The 26747-nt window shown below is 70.2% G+C and carries 23 protein-coding genes and 1 pseudogene; 4 read left to right on the top strand and 20 right to left on the bottom strand.

The genetic code is table 11. The features are described from left to right. Positions 1-402 precede the first annotated feature (402 nt). The 19 genes and pseudogenes from DY157_RS10825 to DY157_RS10740 all read right to left on the bottom strand — a co-directional run bounded on the left by DY157_RS10825 (position 403) and on the right by DY157_RS10740 (position 21243). A complete protein-coding gene (locus tag DY157_RS10825) occupies positions 403-1416 on the bottom strand; it encodes a polyprenyl synthetase family protein (RefSeq protein ID WP_115728648.1) in 1014 nt (337 codons plus the stop codon). Further along, positions 1413-2978 carry an NADH-quinone oxidoreductase subunit NuoN gene (gene nuoN / locus DY157_RS10820; protein WP_115728647.1) on the bottom strand — a complete coding sequence of 522 codons (1566 nt, stop codon included), beginning with the start codon at positions 2976-2978 and terminating at the stop codon, positions 1413-1415. Before nuoN ends, DY157_RS10825 begins: the two co-directional genes overlap by 4 nt. Beyond that, positions 2975-4522 (bottom strand): complex I subunit 4 family protein, encoded by a 1548-nt coding sequence (locus DY157_RS10815; RefSeq protein ID WP_115728646.1) that lies wholly within the window; start codon positions 4520-4522, stop codon positions 2975-2977. Before DY157_RS10815 ends, nuoN begins: the two co-directional genes overlap by 4 nt. 25 nt (positions 4523-4547) lie before the next feature. After that, positions 4548-6533: an NADH-quinone oxidoreductase subunit L gene (gene nuoL / locus DY157_RS10810; RefSeq protein WP_115728645.1), complete on the bottom strand. Its 1986-nt coding sequence runs from the start codon at positions 6531-6533 to the stop codon at positions 4548-4550. A gap of 13 nt (positions 6534-6546) precedes the next feature. After that, the gene (nuoK, locus tag DY157_RS10805) at positions 6547-6846 is read right to left on the bottom strand and encodes an NADH-quinone oxidoreductase subunit NuoK (protein WP_115728644.1); all 300 of its coding nucleotides are present in this window, start codon (positions 6844-6846) and stop codon (positions 6547-6549) included. Beyond that, positions 6843-7811, bottom strand: a complete 969-nt coding sequence (locus tag DY157_RS10800; RefSeq protein ID WP_115728643.1) for an NADH-quinone oxidoreductase subunit J — start codon at positions 7809-7811, stop codon at positions 6843-6845. The genes nuoK and DY157_RS10800 overlap by 4 nt, the downstream gene beginning before the upstream one ends. Beyond that, the gene (gene nuoI, locus DY157_RS10795) at positions 7808-8467 is read right to left on the bottom strand and encodes an NADH-quinone oxidoreductase subunit NuoI (protein WP_115728642.1); all 660 of its coding nucleotides are present in this window, start codon (positions 8465-8467) and stop codon (positions 7808-7810) included. Before nuoI ends, DY157_RS10800 begins: the two co-directional genes overlap by 4 nt. After that, the gene (gene nuoH / locus DY157_RS10790; RefSeq protein WP_115728641.1) at positions 8460-9770 is read right to left on the bottom strand and encodes an NADH-quinone oxidoreductase subunit NuoH; all 1311 of its coding nucleotides are present in this window, start codon (positions 9768-9770) and stop codon (positions 8460-8462) included. Before nuoH ends, nuoI begins: the two co-directional genes overlap by 8 nt. Then, entirely contained in the window at positions 9767-12334 is a 2568-nt protein-coding gene (locus DY157_RS10785; protein WP_115728640.1) for an NADH-quinone oxidoreductase subunit G, read from the bottom strand. The genes nuoH and DY157_RS10785 overlap by 4 nt, the downstream gene beginning before the upstream one ends. Continuing rightward, entirely contained in the window at positions 12331-13632 is a 1302-nt protein-coding gene (gene nuoF, locus DY157_RS10780; protein WP_115728639.1) for an NADH-quinone oxidoreductase subunit NuoF, read from the bottom strand. Before nuoF ends, DY157_RS10785 begins: the two co-directional genes overlap by 4 nt. Then, a complete protein-coding gene (gene nuoE / locus DY157_RS10775) occupies positions 13629-14339 on the bottom strand; it encodes an NADH-quinone oxidoreductase subunit NuoE (RefSeq protein ID WP_115728638.1) in 711 nt (236 codons plus the stop codon). Before nuoE ends, nuoF begins: the two co-directional genes overlap by 4 nt. Continuing rightward, on the bottom strand, positions 14336-15685 hold the full coding sequence (locus DY157_RS10770; RefSeq protein ID WP_115728637.1) for an NADH-quinone oxidoreductase subunit D: 1350 nt from the start codon (positions 15683-15685) through the stop codon (positions 14336-14338). The genes nuoE and DY157_RS10770 overlap by 4 nt, the downstream gene beginning before the upstream one ends. Then, positions 15685-16401, bottom strand: coding sequence for an NADH-quinone oxidoreductase subunit C (locus DY157_RS10765; protein ID WP_115728636.1), 717 nt, complete (start codon positions 16399-16401; stop codon positions 15685-15687). Before DY157_RS10765 ends, DY157_RS10770 begins: the two co-directional genes overlap by 1 nt. Continuing rightward, positions 16398-16952: an NADH-quinone oxidoreductase subunit B gene (locus tag DY157_RS10760; protein ID WP_115728635.1), complete on the bottom strand. Its 555-nt coding sequence runs from the start codon at positions 16950-16952 to the stop codon at positions 16398-16400. Before DY157_RS10760 ends, DY157_RS10765 begins: the two co-directional genes overlap by 4 nt. Positions 16953-16971: 19 nt before the next feature. Further along, on the bottom strand, positions 16972-17331 hold the full coding sequence (gene ndhC / locus DY157_RS10755; protein WP_115728634.1) for an NADH-quinone oxidoreductase subunit A: 360 nt from the start codon (positions 17329-17331) through the stop codon (positions 16972-16974). A gap of 34 nt (positions 17332-17365) precedes the next feature. Further along, a complete protein-coding gene (locus DY157_RS10750) occupies positions 17366-18622 on the bottom strand; it encodes a geranylgeranyl reductase family protein (protein ID WP_115728696.1) in 1257 nt (418 codons plus the stop codon). 323 nt (positions 18623-18945) lie between these two features. Further along, a complete protein-coding gene (locus tag DY157_RS10745) occupies positions 18946-19665 on the bottom strand; it encodes a class I SAM-dependent methyltransferase (RefSeq protein ID WP_115728633.1) in 720 nt (239 codons plus the stop codon). 187 nt (positions 19666-19852) lie between these two features. Further along, positions 19853-19963 (bottom strand): annotated as a pseudogene (locus tag DY157_RS11900) (o-succinylbenzoate synthase); the annotation flags it as partial. A 119-nt stretch (positions 19964-20082) separates the two neighbouring features. Beyond that, positions 20083-21243, bottom strand: a complete 1161-nt coding sequence (locus DY157_RS10740; protein WP_115728632.1) for a type 1 glutamine amidotransferase family protein — start codon at positions 21241-21243, stop codon at positions 20083-20085. Between the two features lie 48 nt (positions 21244-21291). Here DY157_RS10740 and DY157_RS10735 point away from each other — a divergent pair, with 48 nt between their 5' ends. Further along, on the top strand, positions 21292-22272 hold the full coding sequence (locus tag DY157_RS10735; protein WP_115728631.1) for a 1,4-dihydroxy-2-naphthoyl-CoA synthase: 981 nt from the start codon (positions 21292-21294) through the stop codon (positions 22270-22272). Between the two features lie 199 nt (positions 22273-22471). Here the strand turns inward: DY157_RS10735 and DY157_RS10730 are convergent, their stop codons facing one another. Then, the gene (locus DY157_RS10730) at positions 22472-23914 is read right to left on the bottom strand and encodes a L,D-transpeptidase family protein (RefSeq protein ID WP_115728695.1); all 1443 of its coding nucleotides are present in this window, start codon (positions 23912-23914) and stop codon (positions 22472-22474) included. Between the two features lie 179 nt (positions 23915-24093). On the opposite strand from DY157_RS10730, the gene DY157_RS10725 reads away from it, so the two are divergent. From DY157_RS10725 to DY157_RS10715, 3 genes are all read left to right on the top strand, one after another. Further along, positions 24094-25425 (top strand): AMP-binding protein, encoded by a 1332-nt coding sequence (locus DY157_RS10725; RefSeq protein ID WP_115728630.1) that lies wholly within the window; start codon positions 24094-24096, stop codon positions 25423-25425. A gap of 22 nt (positions 25426-25447) precedes the next feature. Further along, positions 25448-26341, top strand: a complete 894-nt coding sequence (locus DY157_RS10720) for a 1,4-dihydroxy-2-naphthoate polyprenyltransferase (RefSeq protein ID WP_115728629.1) — start codon at positions 25448-25450, stop codon at positions 26339-26341. Positions 26342-26454: 113 nt separating this feature from the next. Continuing rightward, positions 26455-26691: a hypothetical protein gene (locus tag DY157_RS10715; RefSeq protein WP_175578455.1), complete on the top strand. Its 237-nt coding sequence runs from the start codon at positions 26455-26457 to the stop codon at positions 26689-26691. Positions 26692-26747 lie beyond the last annotated feature (56 nt).

Here is a 26747-nt window from a genome sequence, read left to right as displayed (position 1 = left end):
GCACCACCTAGATCGCACACTCGACGCCACACCCCACCCGCCACGTACGCCGAGACGGCGATACAGGGGATGCGGCTCATCGACAATCGATTACTCCCCCGATTGTGAAGAGCACGGGAAGGGAGCCACGGGATCGACGATGGCCGGACCGAACGATCTCATGGACGCGCTCGCCGGACACCACGGCCGCACGCCTACGCATCGACCGCACATCACCAACATCAGCGATTCCCGCCGGTCCTCGCGCCCGCGGACGCTCGGCCTCCCAGGCCCCATAGGCATTCACGTGCGCGTCCGCACATCCCCTCGACGAAGAAAGGTGATGCTCTCGACGAAGGTCGTCGAGAGCATCACGTCAGGTGTGACTGCGCGGGCACAGGTACCGCGCCCGCGGAACGCGGGTCAGGCCAGGCGGTCGACCATGAGGTGCGCGAAGGCGACGAGGCCGGTCTTCGGCTCGCCCTCGGGCAGCGGATCGAGGATCGCGATCGCGTCGTCCGCCCAAGTGCGGGCGAGCTCGCGGGTCTCTACGAGGACGTCGTGCGCGCGCAGCGACTCGACGACGCGGGCGAGGGCCTCGTCGGAGGAGAGGTCCGCGTCGAGGGCCGCGAGGATGCGGGCCCCGGCCTCGTCGATCGTCCCCTCGAGCTCCCTGCGGCGCAGGAGGAGGACCGGGAGGGTGTCGACGCCCTCGCGCAGGTCCGTGCCCGGGGTCTTGCCGGACTTGTCGCCCGTCGACGCGAGGTCGAGGACGTCGTCGGCGATCTGGAAGGCGACGCCGATCTTCTCGCCGAATTCGGAGACGATGGCCGCGACCTCGTCCCCGGCGTGCGAGAGGACGGCGCCGAAGTGGGCGGCGGTGGCGACGAGCGAGCCCGTCTTGTCCGCGAGGACCTGGAGGTAGTACTGGACGCGGTCGTCGCCGGCCGCAGGGCCGAAGGTCTCGTTGAGCTGGCCGATGCACAGGCGCTCGAAGGTCCGCGCGTGGTAGGCGACCATCTCGGGGCCGAGGCCCGCGATGAGGCTCGACGCGCGGGCGAAGAGGACGTCGCCGGCGAGGATCGCCCGGTTGTTCCCCCACAGGTGCTGGGCCGAGGGGACGCCGCGCCGCGTGGGCGCGGAGTCCATGACGTCGTCGTGGTAGAGCGACGCGAGGTGCGTGAGCTCGACCGCCGCCGCGCCGGTGATCACGTCGTCCGACAGGGCCATTTCGGGGTCCCCGAGCTGGGCGCAGACGAGCGTGAGGAGCGGGCGGAGCCTCTTGCCGCCGGCGGCGGCGAGGTGGCTCGTCAGCTCGTCGGTGAGATCGCGCGAGCCGACGACGGACTCGCGGAGGCGACGCTCGACGACCTCGAGCCCCGGGAGGATCCGGGACTCGAGGTCGGGAACATGAAGATCTGGCGCGGAAACGGTCACGGCAGAAGTATGACGACCTTCGAGAGGATCGACAACACCGGTCCGGGCAGGACGCCGAGGAGGATCGTCAGGGCCGCGCACACGAGCACCGCGAGGTACGACAGGCCCTCGGACTTCACGACGACCGAATCGGTGGCCGGCTCGGTGAAGAACATGAGCCGGACGAGGCGGAAGTAGTAGAAGGCGGTGACCGCCGAGCACGCGAGCGCGAGCGCCACGAGCCAGCCCATGTTCCCGGCGAAGCCGTCGGAGAACACGACGAACTTGCCGACGAACCCGGCCGTCAGCGGGATGCCCGCGAACGACAGGAGGAAGATCAGCATGGACGCCGCCATGAGCGGGTTCTTCTTGCCGAGTCCGGCCCAGCGATCGAGCGCGGTCGCCTCGGCGCCGGGGACGCCGTCCTCGGAGGCCGAGCGGACGAGGGTGACGACGCCGAACGCGCCGACCGTCGCGATGCCGTAGGCGAGCACGTAGAAGAGGACGTGCCCCGCCGAGCCCTTCGCGAGCGAGAAGATCCCGATGAGGATGAAGCCCGCGTGCGCGATCGACGAGAACGCGAGCATCCGCTTGACGTCGGACTGGACGATACCGGTGAAGGTGCCGACGAGCATCGTGAGGACCGCGACGGCGACGAGCACCGGCACGAGGTCCCACTGGAGGATCGCGGCGACGACCTGGTAGAAGCGGAGCATCGCGGCGAAGGCGGCGATCTTCACGCCCGCGGCCATGAAACCGGTGATCGGGGTCGGGGCCCCCGTGTAGACGTCCGGGGTCCACGCGTGGAACGGGGCGGCGCCCACCTTGAAGAGGAGGCCGACCATCACCATGAGGACGCCGACGACGGCGAGCCAGTCCATGCCAGAGGTGTTCGGGATGAGCGTGCCGAGCTTCGAGATCGTGAGCGTGCCCGAGAACCCGTAGAGGAGCGCGGAGCCCATGAGGAGGAAGCCGGAGGAGAAGGCGCCGAGAATGAAGTACTTGAGGCCCGCCTCCTGGCTGAGCTGACGGCGCCTGCGCGCCGTGGCCGCGAGGATGTAGAGCGGGAGCGACATCACTTCGAGGGCGACGAACAGCATGACGTAGGAGTCGGCCGCCGGGAAGAGCATCATGCCGCCGAGGCTGAACAGCGCGAGCGGGAACATCTCCGAGCGCTGGTAGGCCTTCGCGTCCGACAGCTCCTCATCGGCCGAGCCCGGGCGGTCCGAGGGCTGGGCGGCGAAGGCGCCGTCCCCGACCTCGGTGCGGTCGGCCATGACGAGGATCGCGAGGAACGCGATGACGACGAGGATGAACTGCGCGGCGAGGACGAGCGGGTCCTCGATGTACTCGCCGAGGCTCGACGGGGCGTCGAGGACCGCGAGCCAGCGGGTCGCGATGACCGCGCCGGCGGCCAGCGTCGTCAGCAGCGCGACGCCGATGACGAGGGCGCGGCGGGTCTTCACCGGGGCGAAGGCCTCGACGAGGACGCCGACGACGGCGCCTCCGAGCACGATGATGATCGGGATGAGCGACGCCCACGCGATCTGAGGCGCCGTGAATGCAGCGGCGAGGAGATTCACTTCGTGCTCCCTTCGAGGAGGGTCTGAGCCTGGGCCGTCGGGGCGGCTCCCAGGGCCGAGTCGGAGGCGATCGGGGTGAGGGCTCCGACGAGCGGGGCCGACCACAGGCCGAGGACGACCATGGCGGCGACGAGCGGCGCCATGACCGACTTCTCACGCAGGTCGAGGTCGGCGAGCTTCTCCTTGCCCTTCGCCGGGCCGCCGGTGAACACCCGCTGGTACGGCATGAGGACGTACACGGCCGCGATGATGACGCCGAGGACGGCGAGGACCGCGAGGAGGACGTTGACCTTCCACGTGCCCATGAGGACGAGGTACTCGGGGACGAAGCCCGAGAGGCCCGGCAGAGCGATCGACGCGAGGCCGGCGGTGAGCCAGAGGCCCGCGAGGTACGGGGTGACCCGCTGCATGCCCGAGTAGGCGTTCATGTCCTGCGTGCCGCCGCGGCGCGACAGCCAGCCGGACAGGAGGAACATCGCGGCGATCGAGACGCCGTGGGCGACCATGTAGAACATGGCGCCGACGAGGGCGATCTCGGACCCGATGAAGATGCCGAGGACCATGAAGCCGAAGTGCGACACCGAGGTGTACGACACGAGGCGCATGATGTCGTCCTGGCCGTTCGCGGCGAGGCCGCCCCAGATGATCGAGAGGACCGCGAGACCGCAGAGGATCCACTTGGCCTGGCCGGCCGCGTCCGGGAAGAGGCGCAGGCACAGCGTGATCATCCCGAAGGTGCCGATCTTGTCGAGGACGCCGACGAGGAGGACCGAGGTGCCCGGGCGGGCGACGGCGGCCGTATCGGGGAGCCACGTGTGGACCGGGACCATCGGGGCCTTGATCGCGAACGCGATGAGGAAGGTGACGAACGCGCCCATCTGGACGGCGCCCGACAGGGTCGGTGCGACCGCCTGGAGGTTGTCGAGGCGGAAGAACGTCGCCGAGCGCTCGGGGGCGGCCGCCCACAGGGCGACGATGCCGCCGAGCATGACGAGGCCGCCGGCCAGCGAGTAGAGGAGGAACTTCATCGCGGCGGCGCGGCGCTCGGCCGCCTCGCCGACGCCGAAGCGCCCGATCATGAGGTAGAGCGGGATGAGCATCGCCTCGAAGGCGATGTAGAAGACGACGACGTCGAAGGCCGCGAAGATCACGACCATGAACGCCTCGAGGAGGAGCATGAGCGCGAAGTACGTACCGGCCTCGGCCTCGTTCTCGTCCTCGTTCCAGCCCGCCACGATGACGAGCGGGACGAGGGCGACCGCGAGGAGGATCATCACGAGGCCGAGGGCGTTGACGCCGAGGGCCCAGGAGACGCCCATCTGCGGGATCCAGGAGACGGACTCGACGAGCTGGTACGTCGACGAGGCGCCCCAGTCGTAGGAGAGGGCGGCCGCGATGGCGGCGCCGAGCTCGAGGAGGGAGACGGCGAGGGCGAAGCCCTTGCCCGACGACTTGCGCAGGCCCGGGACGAGGGCGAGCAGCAGCGCGCCCAGGGCGGGCAGCGCCACGAGCAGGGTGAGCCACGGGAACGCGGCGGCGACCATTGTGTTCTGCATTATCGACTCTCCCTCACAGCCTGAAGCCGAGGACGATGGCGAGGGCGACGACGACGCCGCCGAGGATGTAGGACGCGTACCCGCGGACGTACCCGGTCTGGGTCTTTGCGACGAGAGCGCCGAGTCCGGCCGAGCCGAGCGCCACGCCCTTGACGATCCCGTCGATCAGCGTCCGGTCGCCGCCGGTCGCGCCCTTGGCGAGGGCGGCGGCGGGGGCCACGAAGAGCGTCCCGTTGATCTCGTCCTGGTAGAGGTCCCTGCGGGCGGCCTCGGTGAGGGCGTTGCCGGCGGGGACCGCGGTCGGAACCTCGGCCGCTCCGTACATCCGCCACGCGAGGAACGCGCCGGCGGCGACGAGGACGAGGGTAAGGACCTGGATGGCGACGACCGGGAGGACCGGTTCGGCGTGCTCGACGCCGCCGATGGCGGGCGCGAGCCAGTTCGTGAAGAAGCTCCCGATCGACATGAGGCCGCCGATGAGGACCGCGCCGATCGCGAGGATGATCATCGGGACCGTCATGAGCGCGGAGGACTCGTGCGGGTGGACGCCGGAGCCCTCGGCCTCGGTCGTCCAACGGGCCTTGCCGTGGAAGGTCATGAAGAACAGGCGCGACATGTAGAAGGCGGTGATCCCGGCGCCGACGAGGGCGACGAGGCCGAAGACCCAGCCGATCCACGGGGCGTCGGCGTTTCCGAAGGTGTGCGCGGAGAACGCGGCCTCGATGATCTTGTCCTTCGACCAGAAGCCGGAGAACGGCGGGACGCCGAGGATCGCGAGCCAGCCCATCATGAACGTCGCCCACGTGACCTTCATGGCGGTGCGCAGCGCGCCGAAGCGGCGCATGTTCACCTGGTCGTTCATGCCGTGCATGACCGAGCCGGCGCCGAGGAACATGAGGGCCTTGAAGAAGCCGTGCGTGAAGAGGTGGAAGATCGCGAACGCCCAGCCGATCGGGCCGAGGCCCGCGCCGAGCATCATGTAGCCGATCTGCGACATGGTCGAGGCCGCGAGGACCTTCTTCATGTCGTCCTTCGCCGATCCGACGATCGCTCCGAAGAGGAGCGTGATCGCGCCGATGATCGCGACCGCGGTCGCGGCCACCGGGGCGGCCTCGTAGACGGCGCCGGAGCGGACGACGAGGTAGACGCCGGCGGTGACCATCGTCGCCGCGTGGATGAGCGCGGACACCGGGGTCGGGCCGGCCATCGCGTCGCCGAGCCACGCCTGCAGCGGGAACTGCGCGGACTTGCCGCAGGCGGCGACGAGGAGGAAGAGGCCGATCGCGGTCGCCTGGGCCTGCGGGATGCCGCCGACCATGGCGTTGACGTCGGAGAACCTCACCGAGGAGAAGTTCGCGACCATCACCATCATCGCGAGGAGCATGCCCATGTCGCCGACGCGGTTCATGACGAACGCCTTCTTCGCGGCGCGCGCGTTCGCGGGGACGTGGTTCCAGAAGCCGATGAGGAGGTACGAGGCGAGGCCGACGCCCTCCCAGCCGACGAAGAGGACCGCGTAGGAGTCCGCGAGGACGAGCGTGAGCATCGCCGCGATGAAGAAGTTGAGGTAGGCGAAGAAGCGCCGACGGTCCGCGTCGTGCTCCATGTACGCGATCGCGTACACGTGGATGAGCGAGCCGACGAAGGTTACGAGGACGACGAAGGTCATCGACAGCGGATCGACGAGCGTCCCGAAGTCGACCGAGAAGTCCCCGGCCGGGATCCACGAGAAGAGCGTCTGCGTCATGCGGCGCGACGCCTCATCGGCGCCGAGCAGCTGCGCGACGATCACCGCGCCGACGAGGAAGGAGAACCAGGACGCGCAGGTGGCGAGCAGGTGGCCCCACTTGTCGGAGCGGCGGCCGAGCAGGATGAGAACGGCGGCCGAGGCGAGCGGAACGGCGATCATCAGCCACGCCCACGAGGCGGCGCCGGTCGCGGCGATCGGCTCGACCGGCGCCGAGCCCTCCGCGTTGAGCAGTGCGAGGGATGCGATCATCAGTTTTCCTCCCTCAGTGCTTGAGCAGGTTGACGTCGTCGACGCTCGTGGTGGAGCGCGACTTGAAGATGGACACGATGATCGCGAGGCCGACGACGACCTCCGCGGCGGCGACGATCATGACGAAGAACGCCATGATCTCGCCGTTGACGTCGCCGAGGATCCTCGCGAAGGTGACGAACACGAGGTTCGCCGAGTTGAGCATGAGCTCGACGCCCATGAGCGAGATGATCGCCGAACGGCGGACGAGGACGATCACCGCGCCGATCGCGAAGAGCACCCCCGCGAGAACGAGGTACCAGGACAGACTCACTTCTCCTCCTCCTGGGCGGGTTCGGTGGCAGCGCCCTCGGCGGCCGTCGGGCCCATCGGCTGGTCGAGACCGGTCGGGGCCGCGGGGCCGGGCATGCCCCAGGAGCCAGAGCGCGGGATCGCGCTCGAGGCCTCGAGGGCGAAGGGCGAATCGATGACGTCGCCCTCGCGGGCGAGCATGAGCGACTGGGCGACCTCGTGGTCGACCTGGTCGATCGAGCGGGAGAGGCCGCGGACGCGGATGACGCGCGGGACCGACTCCTCGATCGGGCCGAGAGTCTCGCCGGAGATCGCGGGGACGTCGGCGGCGTTCGTGTGCGCGTAGACGCCCGGGGCGGGGAGCTGGCCGATGCGACGGCCGGACTCGGCGAAGGCGCGCATCTTCGCGCGCGCCGTCTCCGCCTGGTTGATCTTCGGGCCGAGGCGGTCCGTGTGGGTGAGGAGCATCGCGCCGATCGCGGCGGTGATGAGGAGCGCGCCGGCGACCTCCATCGTCAGCCAGTGCTCGGAGAAGAGCGTCGTCGCGAGCGCGGTGATCGGCTCGTCGGAGTACTGATCCTCCGGGGCGAGGCCCGTGTAGGTCGTGACGGTCGTGTGGCCGATGGTCGCGATGAGGATCGCGGCAAGGCCGAGGCCCCCGACGACCGCCGCGACGATCGAGCCGCGCGACTGGGTCGCGTAGTCGTCGGTCGCGCCGATGCCGATCATCATGATGACGAAGAGGAACAGCATCATGATCGCGCCCGTGTAGACGACGACCTGGACGATGCCGAGGAAGGGGGCGGACTCGGTGATGTAGAGGACCGCGAGGCCGAGCATGACGCCGACCATGCAGATCGCCGAGTAGGCCGCCTTCTTGAAGAAGAGGACGCCGATCGCGCAGGCGATCATGAAGATCGCCGAGCACGAGAACAGCACGGCCTCTCCGGTCGAGGCCATGGCGGGCCAATTACCCAAGAGATTCATCGACGTGCCTCCTCGGCCACGGCCTTGACGGTGTTGAGGCTCGGATCCTCGGGACGGCGCTCCTTCACCCAGTCGATCTGGGTCTGCGTCGCGCCCTCGACCTTCCCGCGGTAGTAGTCGCCGTCGAAGAGGCCCTCGACCATCGGGTGCGGAGGCGCGAGCATCCCGTCCTTGAGCGGGACGAGGAGGTCCTGCTTCTCGTAGATGTCGTCGGCGCGCTCGTACGTCGCGAGCTCGAAGTCGTTGCTCATCGTGAGGGCGCGCGTCGGGCAGGCCTCGATGCACATCCCGCAGAAGATGCAGCGCAGGTAGTTGATCTGGTAGACGTTGCCGAACCGCTCGCCCGGCGAGTACTGCGCCTCGGGGGTGTTCGACGCGGCCTCGACGAGGATCGCATCCGCGGGGCACGCCCACGCGCACAGCTCGCAGCCGATGCACTTCTCGAGGCCGTCCGCGTAGCGGTTGAGCTGGTGGCGACCGTGGAAGCGGGGCTGGACGCGCGCGGGCTCGCTCGGGTACTGCTCGGTGACCGTCGGGCGGAAGAACGACGCGATCGTCACCCCGTACCCGGCGACCGGCGCGAAGAACTCGCTGATCGGATTGAGCGGGTCGTGCTCGAAGCTCATGTCGTTGCGACCCGGGTTTCTCTTACTCATCAGTGCCCTCCTTCGAGGCGGTCGCGAGGATCGGGGCGCGGCCGGCGCGCGCCGAGGCGACGGGCTGCTGGCCCGGGAGCGGCGGGACGGGGAACCCGTCCGCGAAGCCCGTGTACTCCTCGTCGGCCGGGTTCGGCTTCGGCTCGGGCTCGCCCTTATCGGTCACCCAGAGGATCAGCATGATGATCGCGAAGAGGACGACGATCGCGACGCCGAGGACCGGCAGGGAGACCTCGACCCACGCGGTGATGCCGCGGACGACCGCGACGGCGACGAGCCAGACGAGGGCGATCGGCATGAGCCACTTCCAGCCGAGCGACATGAACTGGTCGTAGCGGAAGCGGAGCAGCGTGGCGCGGGTCCAGATGAGGAGGAACATGAAGAACCACATCTTGAGGAAGAACCACAGCATGCCCCACCAGCCGTCGTTGAGGAAGGCGATGTGGGAGATCGGCCAGGGCGCGTGCCAGCCGCCGAAGAACATCGTCGTCGCGACCGCCGAGACGTTGAGCATGTTGACGTACTCGGAGAGGTAGTACCAGCCGAACTTCATCGACGAGTACTCGGTCATGTGACCGGCGACGAGCTCGCCCTCGGCCTCGGGGAGGTCGAAGGGGAGGCGGTTGACCTCACCGCAGGCGCTGATGCAATAGACGATGAACGCCGGGATGAGCGCGAACGCCCACCAGACGCGCGCCTGCGAGGCGACGATCTGCGAGGTTGACATCGTGCCCGACATGAGGAACACGGAGACGAGCGCCATGCCCATGGCGAGCTCGTAGGAGATCACCTGGGCGGAGGAGCGGACCGCGCCGTAGAGCGGAAGGGTCGAACGGGTCGACCAGCCGCCGAGCACGACTCCGTAGAGGCCGAGCGACGTGATCGCGAGGATGTAGAGCGTCGCGACCGGCATATCGGCGAGCTGGAGAGGGCTCGAGTGGCCGAACATGCGGACGTTCGGACCCATCGGGATCACCGCGAAGACGGAGAACGCGGAGAAGGCCGCGATCGCCGGCGCGAGGAAGTAGAGGAACTTATCCGCGCGCCGCGTCCACATGTCCTCCTTGAAGAGGAGCTTGCCGGCGTCGGCGATCGCCTGCAGCAGGCCGAGGGGGCCGGCGACGTTCGGGCCCGGTCGCGTCTGCATGCGGCCGAGTCCGCGCCGCTCGACCCAGAGGGCGAGCAGGACGTTGAGGATGAGGAAGACGATGATGAACACGGCTTTGATGAGCGTGAGCCACCACGTCTCGTCCGAGAAGTCGGAAGCGGTGTAGTCGGGCACCGCGGCGAGCAGAAGATTCACCGGGCCACCTCCCCTGTGGCGCTGAGAGCCACGACGGCGCCGGCGGTGCCGAGTGACTGATGGACGAGGGAGCCCTGCGAGCACTCCGGAACCCACACGACGTTGTCGGGCAGATCCGCGGCGTACGCGGGCAGTGCGAGGGAACCGCGTTCGGTCGTGAGCGCGAGCTCATCGCCCTGAGCGACTCCGGCGGCCTCGAGGGTCGCGGCGGAGGCGAGGGCGACGGGGCGGCGGGCCGCTCCGGCGAGCCAGGGCGCGCCGTCCTGGAGACGGCCGGCGTCGAGCATCGGCTTGTGAGTCGCGAGAACCGCCTGGCCGGGGGCGACCGCCGTCGGGGCGGGCGCCTCGACCGGCGAGAATGCCTCGCGGGCGCCGGCCCAGTCGATGAGGGGGTTGACCTCGTCGTACAAGTCGGTGAGCGTCGTGACCCCGAGGTCCACTCCGCACTCCTCGGCGAGCTTGCCGAGGACGTCGCGATCGGTGAGCGAGCGGGCGGACACGGCCTGGCCGAAGGGACGCAGGCGGCCCTCCCAGTCGATGAACGTGCCGTTCTTCTCGATCGGCGGGGCGACCGGGAGGACGACGTCGGCGAGCTCGGTGACATCCGAGGCGCGCACCTCGAGCGACACGAGGAAGGGCACCGCCTCGAGCGCGCGGAGCACCGAGGCCGGATCCTCGAAGTCGCGAACGTCAACGCCGCCGACGACGAGCGCCGAGACGGAGCCGTCGAGGGCCCCGGCGAGCTGGGCCGCGGCGTCGAGGCCGCGGGCCCCGGGCAGTGTCGTCCAGCCGAGGGAGGCGGCTGCGGCCTCGTCGCTCAGGGAACGGCCGAAGGGCAGGAGCCCCGGGAGGAGGCCCGCCTCGAGGGCGGCGCGATCGCCGGCGCGGCGCGGCACCCACTGCAGGCGGGCGCCGGTGCGCGCGGCGAGATCGACGGCCGCGGTGAGGAGGCCCGGGGTGCGGGCGGCGCGCTCGCCGACGAGGACGACCCCGCCGTCGAGGGAGCCCGCGAGCTCGGCGAACTCGCCGCCCTCGCGGATCGAGTCGAGGACCTCGACCTCGGTGCCCGGAGCCGCGCGGAGGAGGTCCGCGGAGAGCTTGACCGAGCCCTTCGAGGTGAAGGGGGCGACCGTCGAGACCTTGACGGACCCGGCGCGCACGCCCTTGCGGAGGCGCAGGAAGATCGCGCCGCACTCGTCCTCGGGCTCGAGGGCGACGAGGAGGACGCGGCCCGCCTTCTCGAGATCGGCGTAGGTGACGCCGAGGCCGGAGCCTGCGACCTGCGAGGCGAGGAACGAGCGCTCCTCCTCCGACAGGTCGCGCGAGCGGAAGTCGATCGAATCGGAGCCGACGACCGTGCGGGCGAACTTGCCCCACGCCCAGGCGTCCTCGAAGGAGAGGCGGCCGCCGGGCAGGAACCCGACCTCGCCGGAAGCGGCCTCGAGGCCCTTGCGCACGCGGTCGAGCGCGTCCGACCACGAGGTCGGGACGAGCTCCCCGTCCTCGCGGACGAGCGGCGTCGCGATGCGGGACTCCTTGTCCCACTCGAACGCGAAGCGGTCCTTATCGGTGATCCATTCCTCGTTGACCTCCGGCTCGTTGCCGGCCATCCGACGGACGACCTCGCCGCGGCGGATGTCGACGCGGATCACGGAGCCCGACGCGTCGTGCTCGGTGACCGAGGCCGTCGACACGAGGTCGAAGGGGCGCGCGCGGAAGCGGTAGGACGAGGCCGTGAGGGCGCCGACCGGGCAGATCTGGATGATGTTGCCCGAGAAGTAGGACGCGAAGGCGCGGCCCGACTGGTCGCGATCGGCGTCCGTGAGGTCGCCCTCGTTCACCGAGCCGAGGATCCCGGCCTCGCCGTACGGGCCGGAGATGCCCGCTGTGCCAAGGTCCTTCGCCTTCGGATCGTGGTAGTCGAGCGTCGACGTGTCGAAGCCGCCGATCTGCTCGGCCATGAAGTAGTGGTCGTCGGTCGGGGCGGTGCCGCCGCCACGGCCCTGGAGGTCGATGAAGACGTCGCCCGAGATCTCCTTGCCGAAGCGCACGCAGCGCTGGCAGAGGATGCAGCGGTCGCGATCGAGGAGGATCTGGCTCGTGAGGCGCAGCGGCTTGCGGTACGTGCGCTTCGCGTCGGCGAAGCGGGACTTCCCGCGGCCGTCCGTCATCGCCTGGTTCTGCAGGGGGCACTCGCCGCCCTTGTCGCAGATCGGGCAGTCGAGCGGGTGGTTGATGAGGAGGAACTCCATCACGCCGTGCTGAGCCCGCTTCGCGACCTCCGACGTGTGCTGGGTCTTCACCACCATGCCGGGGGCGACCGTCTGCGCGCAGGCCGGCTGCGGCTTCGGCATGAACCGGAGCTCGCCGGTGTTGCGGTCGGGCATACCGACCTCGACGAGGCACTGGCGGCAGGCCGCGACCGGCTTGAGGAGAGGGTGGTCGCAGAAGCGCGGGATGCGGATCCCGACCTGCTCGGCGGCCCTGATGACGAGAGTGCCCTGGGGGACGCTCACCTGGACGTCGTCGATGATGACGTCGATCATCTTCGGAGCGTCGCTCATCGGACACCTCCTCGCGCGTAGATGGCGGATGCCTCGTAGGGGAAGAGCTCGCGGGCCGGGGTCGTGAGGCCGGCCTCGAACTCCTCGCGGAACCTCTTGATGCCCGACATGATCGGCGTCGCCGCCGCGTCGCCGAGCGGGCAGAACGAGCGCCCGGCGATGTTGTGGGCGATCTCGTCGAGGAGATCGACGTCGCCGGGGAGGCCCTGGCCCTTCTCGAGGCGGTACATGATCTGCTTGATCCAGTACGTGCCCTCGCGGCAGGGGGTGCACTTGCCGCAGGACTCGTGCTGGTAGAACTCCGACCAGCGGGTGATGACGCGGACGACCGAGGTCGTCTCGTCGAACACCTGGAGGGCGCGGGTGCCGAGCATCGAGCCCGCGGCGCCGACCGACTCGTAGTCGAGCGGCGTGTCGAGCTCGGCCTCGGTGAAGATCGGGGTCGACGAGCCGCCGGGGGTCCAGAACTTCAGGGTGTGCCCGTCGCGGATGCCGCCGGCCATGTCGATGAGCTCGCGCATCGTGATGCCGAAGGGCGCCTCGAACTGGCCGGGGTTGTTGACGTGGCCGGAGATCGAGAAGAGGCCGTGGCCCTTCGACTTCTCCGTGCCCATCGACGCGTACCACTCGGGCGAGTTGCGGAAGATGCCGACGACCTGGGCGATCGACTCGACGTTGTTGACGACGGTCGGACGCGCGTAGAGGCCCGCGACCGCCGGGAACGGCGGCTTGATGCGCGGGTGGCCGCGGCGGCCCTCGAGCGAGTCGAGGAGCGCGGACTCCTCGCCGCAGATGTAGGCGCCGGCGCCCGCGTGTGCGGTGATCTTCAGATCGCCGAGCAGGCCCGCGTCCGTCGCCTCCTTGATGGCGGCGAGCAGGCGGCGGTAGACGTGGACGACCTCGCCGCGCAGGTAGATGAACGCGTGCTTGCAGTTGATCGCCCGGCTCGTGATCGCGACGCCCTCGACGAGGATGTGCGGGTTCGCCATGATCGTCGGGATGTCCTTGCACGTGCCCGGCTCGGACTCGTCGGCGTTGACGACGAGGTAGCGGGGAAGGCCGTCGTCCGGCGGGAGGAAGGACCACTTGAGGCCCGTCGGGAAGCCCGCGCCGCCTCGGCCGCGAAGGCCCGACGCCTTAACGGTCTCGAGGACCTGGGCGGCCTCCAGCGTGTTCGCCTTCTTCAGGCCCTCGTAGCCGCCCCGCTTGAGGTAGGACTCGAGCGTCCAGGAACGCTCTTCGCCCCAGCCGTTCGAGAGGATCGGCGTGAGGGGCCCGGGTGCTGCGAATGTCGTCATTCCTGCTCGCCTCCCTTGGCGTCGTCGGCCGCGCCCTCGTCCGCGACGGCGATCGGCTCGGTCCAGCCGTTCTGCGCGGCGAGGCGACGACCGAGGAGGGTCGGCTCCCCGGCCGAGGGGCCTTCGTTCGCGTGTCCGTCGAGGAAGCCGGCGAGCGTGCGCTCGTTCTCCTTGAAGGTGGGGACCGTCTCCGGGCCGCGGGTCGGGTGCGCGGGGCGCCCGGCCTCGAGATCGTCGACGAGGGCGATCGCGGACTCCGGAGTCATGTTGTCGAAGAACTCCCAGTTCACCATGACGACCGGCGCGTAATCGCACGCGGCGTTGCACTCGATGCGCTCGAGGGTGATGCGGCCCGACTCGTTCGTCTCATCGGATCCGACGCCGACGTGCTCGGACACGGCGTCCCAGATCGCGTCGCCGCCCATGACCGCGCAGAGCGCGTTCGTGCAGACGCCGACGAGGTAGTCGCCGTTGGGGTGGCGCTTGTACTGCGTGTAGAAGGTGGCGACCGCGCTCACCTCGGCGCGCGACACGTCGAGGAGCTCGGCGATGAGCGCGATGCCGTCGGGGCTCACGTAGCCGTCGACGGACTGGACGAGGTGGAGCATCGGGAGCATCGCGGAGCGGGAGTGCCCGCTCGGGTACCGCGCGATGATCTCGGCGGAATCGGCCCGAAGTCGGGCTTCGATCTCCTGGGTGTAACTCATCGGTCGACGCCTCCAAGGACCGGGTCGATGGCGGCCAGGGAGACGACGACGTCGGCCAGCTGGCCGCCCTCGGTCATCATGGCCAGGGACTGAAGATTCGCGAAGGAAGGATCGCGGAAGTGCGCGCGGAACGGGCGGGTGCCGCCGTCGGACACGAGGTGGACGCCGATGACGCCCTTCGCGTGCTCGATCGTCTGGTAGACCTGGCCGGCCGGGACCTTGAAGCCCTCCGTCACGAGCTTGAAGTGGTGGATGAGCGACTCCATCGACGAGCCCATGATCTCGGCGATGTGGTCGAGCGAGTTGCCCTGGCCGTCGGTGGCGACGGAAAGTTGGGCGGGCCAGGCGATCTCCGGGTCGGCGACCATGACGGGAGCGCCCTCGCACTTCTCGAGGCGGTCGAGGACCTGGTAGACGATCCGCAGGGACTGGTAGCACTCGTCGAAGCGGACCATCGTGCGGTTGTAGACGTCGGACTGGTCGCGCACGGGAACGTCGAACTCGAACTGGTCGTAGCCGCAGTAGGGCTGCGTCTTGCGCAGGTCGAGCGGCAGGCCGGCGGCGCGCAGGCCCGGGCCGGTCGTGCCGAGCGCCATGAGGGCGCTGAGCGGCATGATCGCGACGTCGCAGAGGCGCTTCTTGAAGATCGGATTCTGCTTCGTGAGGTCCTCGAGCTCGCCGATGTCGCGGCGGGCCTTCGGGAGGAGGTCGCGGATGTAGTCGATCGTGCCCTCGCCGATGTCCTGCGCGACGCCGCCGGGGCGGATGTACGCGTGGTTCATGCGCAGGCCCGTGATCCGCTCGAAGATCCTCAGGATCTCCTCGCGACCGCGGAACGCGATCGTCATCATCGTCGTCGCGCCCATCTCGTTGCCGGTCGAGCCGATGGCGACGAGGTGGGAGGCGATGCGGCAGAGCTCCATCATCATCACGCGGATGAGCGTCGCCCTCTCGGGGACGTCGTCCGTGATGCCGAGGAGCTTCTCGACCGCGAGGCAGTAGGCGACCTCCTGGAAGAAGGGGGCGACGTAGTCCATGCGGGTGCAGAGCGTCGTGCCCTGCGTCCACGTGCGGTACTCCATCGTCTTCTCGATGCCGGTGTGGAGGTAGCCGGTGTCGACGCGGGTCTCGCGGACGGTCTCGCCGTCGAGCTCGAGGATGAGGCGGAGGACGCCGTGGGTCGACGGGTGGACCGGGCCCATGTTGACGACGATGCGCTCCGAGGAGATCTTCTCGATCTCGTTGAGGACGTCGGCCCAGTCGCCGCCCTGCGTCATGACCTCGGGGATCTCCTCGGCGGCCAGCGGCGTCGAGGAGGCGGCTGCGTGGAAGTTCGGGGTGCTCATCAGTTGTACGACCTCCGAGTATCGGCGGGCGGAACGGTGGCGCCCTTGTATTCGACGGGGACGCCGCCGAGCGGGTAGTCCTTGCGCTGCGGGTGGCCTACCCAGTCGTCGGGGAGGGCCGTGCGCGTGAGCGACGGGTGGCCGTCGAAGACGATGCCGATGAGGTCCCAGGTCTCGCGCTCCTGCCAGTCGTTCGCCGGGTAGACCGAGACGATCGAGGGGATGTGCGGATCGGCGTCGGGGCAGACGACCTCGAGGCGGAGCATCCGGTTGTACGTGATCGACATCAGCGGGTAGATCGCGTGGAGCTCGCGGCCCGCATCTCCCGGGTAGTGGACGCCGTTCGTGCCGAGGCAGAGCTCGAAGCGGAGGTCCGCGTCGTCGCGCAGGTACTTCGCGACGCGGGCGATGTGCTCGCGGACGATGAAGATCGTGAGCTCGCCGCGGTCGACGACGACCTTCTCGATGACGTTCTTCGGGTCGAGGCCGTCCTCGCCGATGAGCTCCTCGAGGACGTCGACGACGGTGTCGAACCAGCCGCCGTAGGGGCGGGGGGACTCGCCGGGGAGGAAGGACTCGGTGACGAGGCCGCCGAAGCCGGTCGTATCGGCGAACAGGCCCTCGCGGCGGGTCATGAGTTCGGGGTTGGCGAAGGCCCGGCCGGGCGCGGGCGCGGCGACCTCGGCGCCGCCGGGCGTTTCGAGCTCGTCGCTCATGCGAGGAGTCCCTTCATCTGGTGGGTCGGGGTGGCGGCCAGCGCGGCCTGCTCGGCCTTGCGCGCGATCTCCTGGCGGTGGACACCGAGGGGCTCCTTGCCGATCTGCTCGCGCAGGACGAGGACCGCGTGGATGAGGGCCTCGGGGCGCGGCGGGCAGCCGGGGAGGTAGACGTCGACGGGGACGATGTGGTCGCAGCCCTGGACGACGGCGTAGTTGTTGAACATGCCGCCCGAGGAGGCGCAGGCGCCCATCGAGATCACCCACTTGGGCTCGGGCATCGAGTCGTAGACGCGGCGGATGACCGGGGCCATCTTGTGGGAGACGCGGCCCGACACGATCATCATGTCGGAGTGGCGCGGCGAGGCGCGGAAGACCTCGAGGCCGAAGCGCGACATGTCGAAGCGGGGCGTGCCGGCGGCCATCATCTCGATGGCGCAGCACGCGAGGCCCATGGTGACCGGCCACTGGCTGTACTTGCGCGCGAGGCCGAGGACCTTCTCGACGCTCGTGAGCGCGACGCCGGCGGGCAGGCTCTCTTCAAGACCCATTGGTGTTCCTTCCTGTCCCTCAGTAATCCAGTCCGCCGCGACGCCACTCGTACGCGTAGGGCACGGTGATGAGCGCGATGAAGGTGAGCATGGCGATGAGCCCGAAGAGGCCGAGCTGGTTGAAGCTCACGGCCCACGGGTACATGAAGACGACCTCGATGTCGAAGATGATGAAGGTCATCGCGACGAGGTAGTAGCGCACGGGGAAGCGGCCCTCGTGGAGGTGGGCCGAGGTCGGCTCGATGCCGCACTCGTAGTTGTCGGCCTTCGTCTTCGACTTCTTCGTCGGTCCGAGGATGGCGGACGCCCCGAGGCCGCCGAAGGCCAGCACGAGCGCGGCCGCGGCCATGATGAGCAGCGGGAAATAGGGATTCGTCATCGTTCCTCCCGGGATCGATCGGAGTGAGTGCCGTTCATGCGGACGGCACCAGGTGCGTGAGCGTCGTGATGAGGCGATCGTCGAGATCGCCGCCCTTGCGTTCGTATCCGTCCGACAAGAGCTTGTGGACGAAGGTCATGAGGCGCGGGATCGGCAGGCCCTTGTTCGTGCACAGGCGCATGATGCGCGGGTTCTCGATGAGGGCGACGAAGATCCGGCCGAGCTGGTAGTAGCCGCCCCATTCCTCGCGGAGCAGCTCGGGGTATTCGCCCATCGCGCGGTCGACGCCGGCGCGGGTCCCGCGGGAGAGCGCCTGCGCGATGCAGTCGGCGGCGAAGCGGCCGGCCTTGAGGGCGGGCGCGATCCCCTCGCCGTTGAAGGGCGACACCATGCCGCCGGCGTCGCCGACGAGGACGAGGCCGCAGGCGTAGTGAGGGGAGCGGTTGAAGCTCATCGGGAGGGCCGCCGAGCGGAGCGGGCCGAGCTGGTTCTCGGGCGTGAAGCCCCATTCGGCGGGGACGTTCGCCGTCCACTGCTCGAAGACCTTCTTGTAGGGGAGCTGGGTGGCGTTCGCGGTCGAGGCGACCGAGCCGAGGCCGACGTTGACGATCCCGTCTCCCATGGGGAAGATCCAGCCGTATCCGGGCAGGAGGTCGGACTCGCCGGGCTTGCCGCTCCACAGCTCGAGGTGGGACTCCATGAATTCCTCGTCGCCGCGGGGCGAGCGAAAGTAGGCGCGGGCGGCGACGCCCATGGGGCGCTTCGTCTTCTTCTCGAGGCCGAGGGAGGTCGAGAGTCGCGCGGCCACTCCCCCGCAGTCGGCGACGAGGGCGCCCCGGACCTCGATCTCGCGGGCGGCGGCGCCCTTGCCGAGCTTCGCGGTGACGCCGACGACGCGGCCCGTGCCGTCCTGGATCGCGCCGGTGACGGTCGCGCCCTCGACGAGGCGGGCGCCCGCGTCGACGGCGCGCCGAATGAGGGCGTGGTCGAGGTCCTTGCGGGCGCGGGTCATCCCGTAGCCGGGAAGGGACTTCTGGTCGGGCCAGTCGAGGGTGATGGTATGGCCGCCGCCGAGGACGGTGAGGCCGCGGTTCCGATTCCACGTCGAGGTGTCCACGCCCATGAGGATGAGCTCGTGGACCGCGGCGGGGGTGAGGCCGTCGCCGCAGATCTTGTCCCGCGGGAATTCGGCCTTTTCGAGGACGAGGACGTCGATTCCCAGTACGGCGAGGTGGTAGGCGGTGGAGGCTCCCGCCGGTCCTGCGCCGACGACGACCACGTCGGCGCGCATGTCGCCGGTCAGGTCATCGACCACTGGTGTTCCTCCCGTGTATCGCGCAGCGCGAAACTGCGCATGTGTGCATGGCCTCGCGGTGTGCACTGCACCGCGATCCGAATCGACAGCGTAGCCCCTCGGAGGGGGCGCCGATGCCCGGGGCCGTGAATCGTGGGATTCCGCCGATTCTCCTCCGGCGCACCGGGACTCTGGTCCTTGAATTTGAAAAGGTGAGGGGCTCCTAAATCCGTACCGGATGCGAAGCGCCCCGCCTCGCGGGGCGAAGCGGGGCGAATCCCGGGTCTTCGAGGGCGCCGACGCGCGGCTCGCGCGAAGGCTCAGGGCAGGGGCTTGACCGCCCGATGGAGCGCCGCGATGCCGCCCGTGAGGTTGCGGTACTCGACCTCGGTCCAGCCGTTGGCGGCGATCATCCGACCGACGGCCTCCTGGTCCGGCCAGTCGCGGATCGACTCGATGAGGTAGTCGTAGGCGACGTCGTTCGACGACATCGCCCTCGCGAGCGTCGGCATCACGGTCGACTGGTAGAAGGAGTAGAGCGAGCGGAAGACCGCGTTCGGCGGCGTCGAGAACTCGCAGACGACGAGGCGCCCCCGCGGACGGACGACGCGCGCCATCTCGCGCAGCGCCCGCTCGGGGTCCGGGATGTTCCGCAGGCCCCAGGAGATCGTCACCGCGTCGAAGGAGGCCTCCTCGAATTGGAGATCGAGCGCATCCCCCTGAACGAACTCGATGTCGGGATGACGGCGACGCCCCACCTCGATCATCCCCTCCGACAGGTCGCAGGCCACGACCTCGGCCCCCGCCTTCGCGAGGACCGCGGACGAGGCGCCGGTGCCCGCCGCGAGGTCGAGGATCCGCTCCCCCGGCCGCGGATCGGCGGCCTTGCGCAGCGCCGCCATCCACACGTGGTCCATACCGCCGGTCATGAGGGCGTCCATGAGGTCGTAGCGCTCGGCGACGCCGTCGAACATCGAGGCGACGTCGCTCGTCCGCTTCCTGAGGTCGGCGCGGAAGGCGCCGGGGTTCGCGTTCTCCATGCCCCAATCCTCGCACGCCGCGCCCCTCCCCTCCTCCCCGCTCTCNGGCCTCGTCCGCGGGGATCGCGAGCGCGCCGGCGTCGTGGAGGAAGGAGAGGTCGCCGAGCAGGCACGTCACGGGCCTCCCCGTCCCGAGCCCGACGCCGATCGCCGTTGCGATCGTCCCGTCGATGCCGGCGAGCCAGGTCGAGGACTCGACCGGGTCGTAATCCCAGAAGGGCGCGGCCTCCGACCAGCCGGAGGGCCCGTGGAGAAGGAGCCCGTCGCGACTCGTCACCCTGCGGAAGCGGACGTTCATCGGAAGCGCGTGAAGGAGCAGATCGTCGACGCCGTCGAGGATCCGCTGCGCCCTCGGCGACAGGGAGTCGAGGGGGATCCGGGTGAGCGCGGCGCGCGGGGAATCGGTCATGGGGACCATCATGCCGTCGTTGCTCGGGAATCGCCCTCATCGACGACGACCATCGCCGAGCGCGCCCCGAGGACGACGTGGCCCGTGGCCCTCGCCCCGGCCAGGAGATCGCGCCCGACGACGCCGCTCAGTTCGCGCGCCCGATCGGCGTGGGAGACGAGGAGGAGCGCCCCGTCGCGCTCGCGCGCCTCGACCCCGTCGGGCAGGTCCGCGCGCACCGGGCGAATGCGGGCGTGGGCGGCGAGGAGGCCGAGCATCCCCCTGCGAGTCGCCGCGTCGAGACGAGTCGCGACGCGCCAGATCGCCCCCTCACCGACACGGGTGCGCGTGATCGCGGGGGCGCCGCCCGGAAGGGCCGCGATGACCTCGGCGTCCCGTGGAGGCTCGGCGGCGAGGGCGAGGGCTCGTTCGCTCAGCGCCCGCGGAGCGGGCGCCGGATCCGCGAGGAGGTCCATCGCCCGCTTCAGGGGCTCGGCGACGTCGCCGAGCAGCGGGCCCGGCCGCGCCTCCGGAGGGAGCGGACGAGCGGCCTGGGCCCGCCCCTCGGCGGTCGCTCGGCTGATCCGGTCGACGACGAACCCCGAGTCGAGGAACGCCGGGTCGGACTCGCCCCCGAAGGCGTCGACGAGGACCTGGCCGCCGCGGGCCGCGAACTCCTCGAGCGCGCGCTCGTCGAACCCGAGCGCCCTCGCCCCCGCCGAATCCCGGTCGGCGCCGCACACGAGGACGATGCGGGGCGCCTTCTCGGAGTCCTCGGCGGTCGCGGCGAGCGCCGCGCCGTCCGCGAGATCGAGCGCGAAACCCGCCTCCCAGCACGTCCGATGCCACGCCTCGAGAGCCCCCGAGTGCGCCGGATCGCTCGAGGCGAGGACGATGGGCCCCGGCGCGAGCGGCCCGAGATCCGGCAGGCCCGCGGCCCCGATGGCCGTTCCGTCGGCCCGCGCGGCCCCGTCGGCGCCATGAGCGAGAGAGAGGACGAGGCGCTCGACCTCCTCCACCTCCGAGCGCGCCGCCCCGGCCTCGTGAACCGCGATCCACGAGCGCGACCCGGCCCCGAGGCGGGCGAGGTCGAGCGCGAATGCGAGGCCCGCGGCGGGACGGTCGGGGATCGGGAAACGAAGAGGGCCGGCGGTCGCGCCCAGCGGCGCGTCGGGAAGCGGGACGGTCATGCCCGAAGAGTACCGGGCGGCGCGCAGGCGACCGCGTACCCTGGACGCATGAGCGCACTGCCCTTCGTGTCCGACACCTTCGACCCCGACCGGTGGCGCGAGGTCGTCGGCTTCGACCTCCACGACCTCACCTACCACCGGGCGATCTCGCGCGGCCGCGACGTCGACGGACGCCCCGTCGGCGACGATCTGCCCGTCGTCCGCATCGCCTTCGACCGGCCCGACATCCGCAACGCGTTCCGCCCCTCGACCGTCGACGAGCTCTACCGGTGCCTCGACCACGCCCGTATGACCGGCGACGTCGCCGCCGTCATCCTCACCGGCAACGGGCCGAGCGCCAAGGACGGCGGCTACTCCTTCTGCTCCGGCGGCGACCAGCGCGTCCGCGGAACCGACGGCTACCGCTACGAGGTCGAGGGCGCCGACCCCGGCGCCGACACCGCGACCCGACGCGAGCAGGTCGATCCGGCCAAGGCCGGGCGCCTCCACATCCTCGAGGTCCAGCGACTCATCCGCACGATGCCGAAGGTCGTCATCGCCGCGATCCCCGGGTGGGCCGCCGGAGGCGGGCACTCGCTCAACGTCGTCTGCGACCTCTCCGTCGCCTCGCTCGAGCACGCCGCATTCATGCAGACCGACGCGAACGTCGGCTCCTTCGACGCCGGATACGGATCCGCCCTGCTCGCCCGCCAGGTCGGCGACAAGCGCGCGCGAGAGATCTTCTTCCTCGCCGAGCGCTACGACGCCGCCACCGCCGAGCGCTGGGGCGTCGTCAACCGGGCCGTCCCCCACGCCGAGCTCGAGACCACCGCACTCGAATGGGCCGCGACGATCGCCCGCAAGTCCCCCCAGGCGATCCGCATGCTGAAGTTCGCGTTCAACCTCGCCGACGACGGGATGGCGGGCCAGCAGGTCTTCGCCGGGGAGGCGACGCGCATGGCGTACATGACGCCCGAGGCGCAGGAGGGGCGCGACGCGTTCCTCGAGCACCGCGCCCCCGACTGGAGCGGGCACCCGTACTACTTCTGAGCGAAGAGCGCGAAGGGCGGGCGATCCCCCGTGGGATCGCCCGCCCTTGTCGCGTCTTCGGTTCACCGCCCCGGCCTCGTCCGTCGCGGCGGAGCCGACCGCATCCCCTGAAATGGACCCGACCGCATCCCCTCGACGAGCGGAAGTAATGCTTTCGACGGAGAAAGGTAATGCTCTCGGTGGAGGGGAGGGGGTGGGGTCAGTAGTGGGAGACGACCGTCGTCCCGATCTCCGACCAGTCGTAAATGAACTTCGCGGCCGAGACCGGCATGTTGATGCAGCCGTGCGAGCCGCCCGGGCCCGACCAGCCGAACGACGAGCGCCACGGAGCGCCGTGGAAGGCGTAGGAGCCCGTCCAGTAGGTGACCCACGGGACGTCCGGGGTCTCGTACTTCGAGCCGTCGACGTTCTCGCCGCGCATCGTCTGCGTCGCGAACTTGAGGTACACGTGGTACGTGCCCGTGACCGTCGGGGTCTGCGGGGCGCCCGGGACGACGTAGAAGGGCCCGCCGACGACCTTCCCGCCCTCGTAGGCGGTGACGGTGTTCGTCGAGAGGTTCGCGTCGATCCACTTCTCGCCCTCGGCCGCCTGGTAGACGAGGTTCTCCGCGCCCTCGGCGACCTGACGGGTCTCGTAGGTCGGCTTCACCTCGTCATAGGTGAACTCGCCCGAGTAGGCCTGGCCGGAGTCGACGGTCGAGACGAGCGCGTCCGTCACCGCATCGGCGTTGTTCGCCGTCCAGCCGGAGACCCCCTTCTTCGCGACCGTGAGGACCTCGCCCTTCGAGTTGACGTTGTTGACGCCGTTGACGACCGCGACGTTCGTCTTCTCGGCCGTCGCCTTCACCCAGGCGGCGACCTTCTCCTTGTCGAGAGTCGGCGCGCCGAGCGTCCCGTCCTCGTTCTGGGGGATCGTCACCCAGGAGGCCTTGTCGGTCGCCTCCGCGGTGTAGGAGTCGACGCCGTCCGAGATCGTCACGTCGAGGGCGACGAGCGCGTTCGCGGCGTCCGCCTCCGCCTTCGCGGCCTCGGTCGTCACCGTCGGAGTGACCTCGGCGGTCGAGAGCTCCGTCTTCGACGGCTCGAGCGACGTCGCCGCCTCCGAGATCGCCTTCTTCACGTCGGCGACGTCGATCTGAGCGCCCGCGGCCGACTCGGTCGAAACGAAGGAGGCGCCGTCGTCGGCGAGCTTCACCTCGGCCTCCTTCGCGGCGGCGCCCGTCGACTCGGCGAGCTTCGTCGCGAAGGCGGACAGGGCGTCCTCGTCGGTCGAGAGGACCGGGGCGACGTCCGTCGGCGAGAACAGTGCCTTCAGCTGAGTTCCGAGGTTCGAGTTCGCTGCGAAGGCCTCGTCGACGGTCTTCGCGGCGTCCACCGTCACGCCCGCGTCGGCGAGCGAGGTCGAGGTCGTCCGACCGTCGACCGTGAAGGTCACGGACGCCTTGTCGGCGCGATCCTTCACGGCGGCGATCGCCTCGTCGCGAGTCATGCCGGTGACCGACTGCCCCGCGATGGAGACGCCCGGGAGCGCCTTCTCGGCGAAGGACACGGCGTAGGTCGCCGTCGCGCCGAGGGCGACGAGAACCACGGCGATGGCCGAGCCGATCGCCCATTTCATCCTGGAGGAGGCAGTCTTCAACATCATCGCCATGCTAGCCGCCGCCCTTCGGGGTGTGCGAGATGAGGTCGCGTACTGTAATGGGGCATCCGCCACAGGATCGTGTGAACGAGCCGAGAAGGCCGCCTGAAGTCCCGCGCGGGCCTAGGCTGTTCGGGTCAGAAAGGGACCGTCGTCCCACCCCGTTGGCCTAGGAGTCCCGAATGCCAGAACCGCGTCTGCTCGTCGTCCCGGGAGGCACGAACATCGGCGCCGTCGCACTGGCGAACGCGGCCCTCCACAAGCTCGTCGAGCTCCACGAGGAGCGTCTCGCCGACCCGGAGCACCCCGCGCCGCGCACCGTCGTCGTTCTCCGCGACCCGGCCGAGGTCCCGCCCTCGACTCTTCGGGGCGCCGCACTCTCCCCAGCCGAGGCGTTCCCGGCGGAGAAGTACCCCGATGTCGCCGGGGGGCTCGACGACCCCGCCTTCTTCGACGACGTCGACCTCGTCATCCAGACTTCCGGCTCGACGGCCGGGCGCCCGCGCCTCGTCGGCCTCTCCATCGAGGCGATCCTCGCCTCCATCGACGCGACCTCGGCCGCCCTCGGCGGACCGGGACGCTGGATCCTCGCACTCCCGACGCACCACATCGCCGGCGCGATGGTCCTCCTGCGCGCCGTCGTCGCCGAGACGAACCCGCAGATCGTCGACGTCACCGGCCACTTCGACCCGGCCTCGCTCCTCCCCGCGATCGCGGGCGCCACCCAGGACCCCGAGGTCCCCGGCTACCTCTCACTCGTCCCCACCCAGCTCGCCGCCTGCCTCGACGCGGGCGACGAGGTCGTGGGCGCCCTCGCCTCCCTCACGGCGATCCTCGTCGGCGGGTCCTCGATCCGCCCCGGCCTGCTCGAGCGCGCCGCCGAACTCGGCCTCCACGTCGTCACCACCTACGGGATGACCGAGACCTGCGGCGGCTGCGTCTACGACGGGGTCCCGCTCGCGTGCGTCGAGGTCCGCGCCGTCGACCGCGACGGCCACTCGCGCCTCGCGATCGCCGGCCCCGTCCTCATGACCCGCTATCTCGACGGCGACTCGCCCTTCTTCGACGAGGGAGGCCGGCGCTGGCTCCTCACCGGAGACATGGGCCTCATCAGCGGCGGCGGACTCGTCCGCGTCGAGGGGCGCGCAGACGACGTCGTCATCACCGGCGGCCTGTCGGTCGCCCCCGCGCAGGTCCTCGACGCGGTCCTCGGCATCGACGGCATCGCCGACGCCTGGGTGACCGCGAGCCCCGACGAGAAGTGGGGCGAGGTCGTCACCGCCCTCGTCGTCCCCACGTCGATGCCGGATTCGTCCGAGCGCATGGCCGAACTCGGCCGCGCCGTCCGCGATCGCGTCGGCTCCGTCCTCGGACGCGCCTCCGCCCCGCGCCGCGTCGTCGCCGTCGACGAGATCCCCTACATCAAGGGCCTCAAGGGCATGAAGGTCGATCGCCGCGCCGCGGACGCCCTCGCCGAGGCCGCGACCTCCCCCGAACGGGACTGGTGGCGCTGACGCGCCGGAAGGAGGGAGTCGCGTGGCGACTCTGAGCGACTGGGTCGAGGGCGCGCGCCCCCGCACCCTCCCTGCGGCCGCCGCCCCCGTCCTCGTCGGGACGGCCGCCGCCGACTACCTCGGCGGACTCCACCCGGGCCGCGCGCTCCTCGCCCTCGTCGTCGCACTCGCCCTCCAGATCGGCGTCAACTACTCGAACGACTACTCCGACGGGATCCGGGGCACCGACGAGCACCGCAAGGGCCCCGCTCGACTCACCGGCGGCCACCTCGCCGCCCCGAGGACCGTCCTCGCCGCCGCCCTCGCGTGCTTCGCGGTCGCCAGCGTCGCCGGACTCGTCCTCCTCGCCCTGTCGGGCCAGTGGATCCTCCTCGTCCCCGGCGTCGCCGCGGTCATCGCCGCCTGGTTCTACACGGGCGGACGCACCCCCTACGGCTACATGGGCATCGGCCTGTCCGAGCTCTTCGTCTTCGTGTTCTTCGGACTCATGGCGTGCGCGGGCACGACCTGGACGCAGATCCAGGAGGCGCCCTCCTGGCTGTGGTCGGCCGCATCCGCGCTCGGGCTCCTCTCGGTCGCCCTCCTTATGGCGAACAACATCCGCGACATCCCCTCCGACCGGGCCTCGGGCAAGAAGACCCTCGCGGTGCGCCTCGGCGACTCCGCGTCGCGCTCCGTCTACACCGGCTGCTTCACGATCGCCGTCTTCACGCTCGGGCTCCTCGTCCACCTCATCGGCTACCCGATCTGGATCGGCGTCGTCGCGATGATCGGCGCCGCCGCCGCCGCGGCCCCCGCGATCCGCCCGGTCGTCTCCGGCGCGACGGGCACGGGCCTCATCCCCGCCCTCAAGACGACCGGCCTCTACACGCTCGCCTGGGCGATCGCCGCGAGCGCGTTCCTCGTCCTCGCCTGATCCGGCCCGTCGCCCCGACCACGCGCCCCGGCCCGCCGGCCCGACCACGCGCTTCCGCCACCGGCGAACGGCCGCGATCGCGGCGGCCGAGGACGCTTCGATAGACTCGAGAAATGCTGAGGATTCTCGCCGTCATCGTCTGGATCGCGGTCACCGTGTACGCGATCGCCGACTGGTCGCGCACGCCGGAGGAGGAGCTCCCGGCGCGCATCCCCAAGGCGATGTGGCTCGTCCTCGTCATCGTGACGATCCCGTCCTTCTCCCTCGGCGCCATCGCGTGGATCGTCGTGCGCGCGGTCGCACGCTCCGAGGCCGGACAGTCCCCGCTCCCGTCTCTTTTACACATCTGACGCTGCCGACGAATAGCGAGGGGGAGAGCTCCGCGGGCCGGGGCGCCCTCAAAATA

This window comes from Actinomyces culturomici (assembly GCF_900499005.1).
In the GTDB taxonomy this organism is placed as follows: Bacteria; Actinomycetota; Actinomycetes; order Actinomycetales; family Actinomycetaceae; genus Pauljensenia; species Pauljensenia culturomici.
Note: the sequence above shows the minus strand (reverse complement) of the source record. Positions and strands in the feature narration are given on the sequence as shown.

What these genes read in the sequence shown, in the direction of transcription:
- DY157_RS10765 (WP_115728636.1), bottom strand. Translation starts at nt 16,401, where the DNA reads ATGAGCGACGAGCTCGAAACGCCCGGCGGCGCCGAGGTCGCCGCGCCC.
- DY157_RS10715 (WP_175578455.1), top strand. Translation starts at nt 26,455, where the DNA reads ATGCTGAGGATTCTCGCCGTCATCGTCTGGATCGCGGTCACCGTGTAC.
- nuoE (WP_115728638.1), bottom strand. Translation starts at nt 14,339, where the DNA reads ATGAGTTACACCCAGGAGATCGAAGCCCGACTTCGGGCCGATTCCGCC.
- DY157_RS10745 (WP_115728633.1), bottom strand. Translation starts at nt 19,665, where the DNA reads ATGGAGAACGCGAACCCCGGCGCCTTCCGCGCCGACCTCAGGAAGCGG.
- nuoL (WP_115728645.1), bottom strand. Translation starts at nt 6,533, where the DNA reads ATGATCGCATCCCTCGCACTGCTCAACGCGGAGGGCTCGGCGCCGGTC.
- DY157_RS10815 (WP_115728646.1), bottom strand. Translation starts at nt 4,522, where the DNA reads ATGGTCGCCGCCGCGTTCCCGTGGCTCACCCTGCTCGTGGCGCTGCCC.
- DY157_RS10800 (WP_115728643.1), bottom strand. Translation starts at nt 7,811, where the DNA reads ATGAATCTCTTGGGTAATTGGCCCGCCATGGCCTCGACCGGAGAGGCC.
- nuoI (WP_115728642.1), bottom strand. Translation starts at nt 8,467, where the DNA reads ATGAGTAAGAGAAACCCGGGTCGCAACGACATGAGCTTCGAGCACGAC.
- ndhC (WP_115728634.1), bottom strand. Translation starts at nt 17,331, where the DNA reads ATGACGAATCCCTATTTCCCGCTGCTCATCATGGCCGCGGCCGCGCTC.
- DY157_RS10725 (WP_115728630.1), top strand. Translation starts at nt 24,094, where the DNA reads ATGCCAGAACCGCGTCTGCTCGTCGTCCCGGGAGGCACGAACATCGGC.
- DY157_RS10785 (WP_115728640.1), bottom strand. Translation starts at nt 12,334, where the DNA reads ATGAGCGACGCTCCGAAGATGATCGACGTCATCATCGACGACGTCCAG.
- nuoF (WP_115728639.1), bottom strand. Translation starts at nt 13,632, where the DNA reads ATGACGACATTCGCAGCACCCGGGCCCCTCACGCCGATCCTCTCGAAC.
- DY157_RS10735 (WP_115728631.1), top strand. Translation starts at nt 21,292, where the DNA reads ATGAGCGCACTGCCCTTCGTGTCCGACACCTTCGACCCCGACCGGTGG.
- DY157_RS10740 (WP_115728632.1), bottom strand. Translation starts at nt 21,243, where the DNA reads ATGACCGTCCCGCTTCCCGACGCGCCGCTGGGCGCGACCGCCGGCCCT.
- DY157_RS10730 (WP_115728695.1), bottom strand. Translation starts at nt 23,914, where the DNA reads ATGTTGAAGACTGCCTCCTCCAGGATGAAATGGGCGATCGGCTCGGCC.
- DY157_RS10750 (WP_115728696.1), bottom strand. Translation starts at nt 18,622, where the DNA reads ATGCGCGCCGACGTGGTCGTCGTCGGCGCAGGACCGGCGGGAGCCTCC.
- DY157_RS10760 (WP_115728635.1), bottom strand. Translation starts at nt 16,952, where the DNA reads ATGGGTCTTGAAGAGAGCCTGCCCGCCGGCGTCGCGCTCACGAGCGTC.
- DY157_RS10770 (WP_115728637.1), bottom strand. Translation starts at nt 15,685, where the DNA reads ATGAGCACCCCGAACTTCCACGCAGCCGCCTCCTCGACGCCGCTGGCC.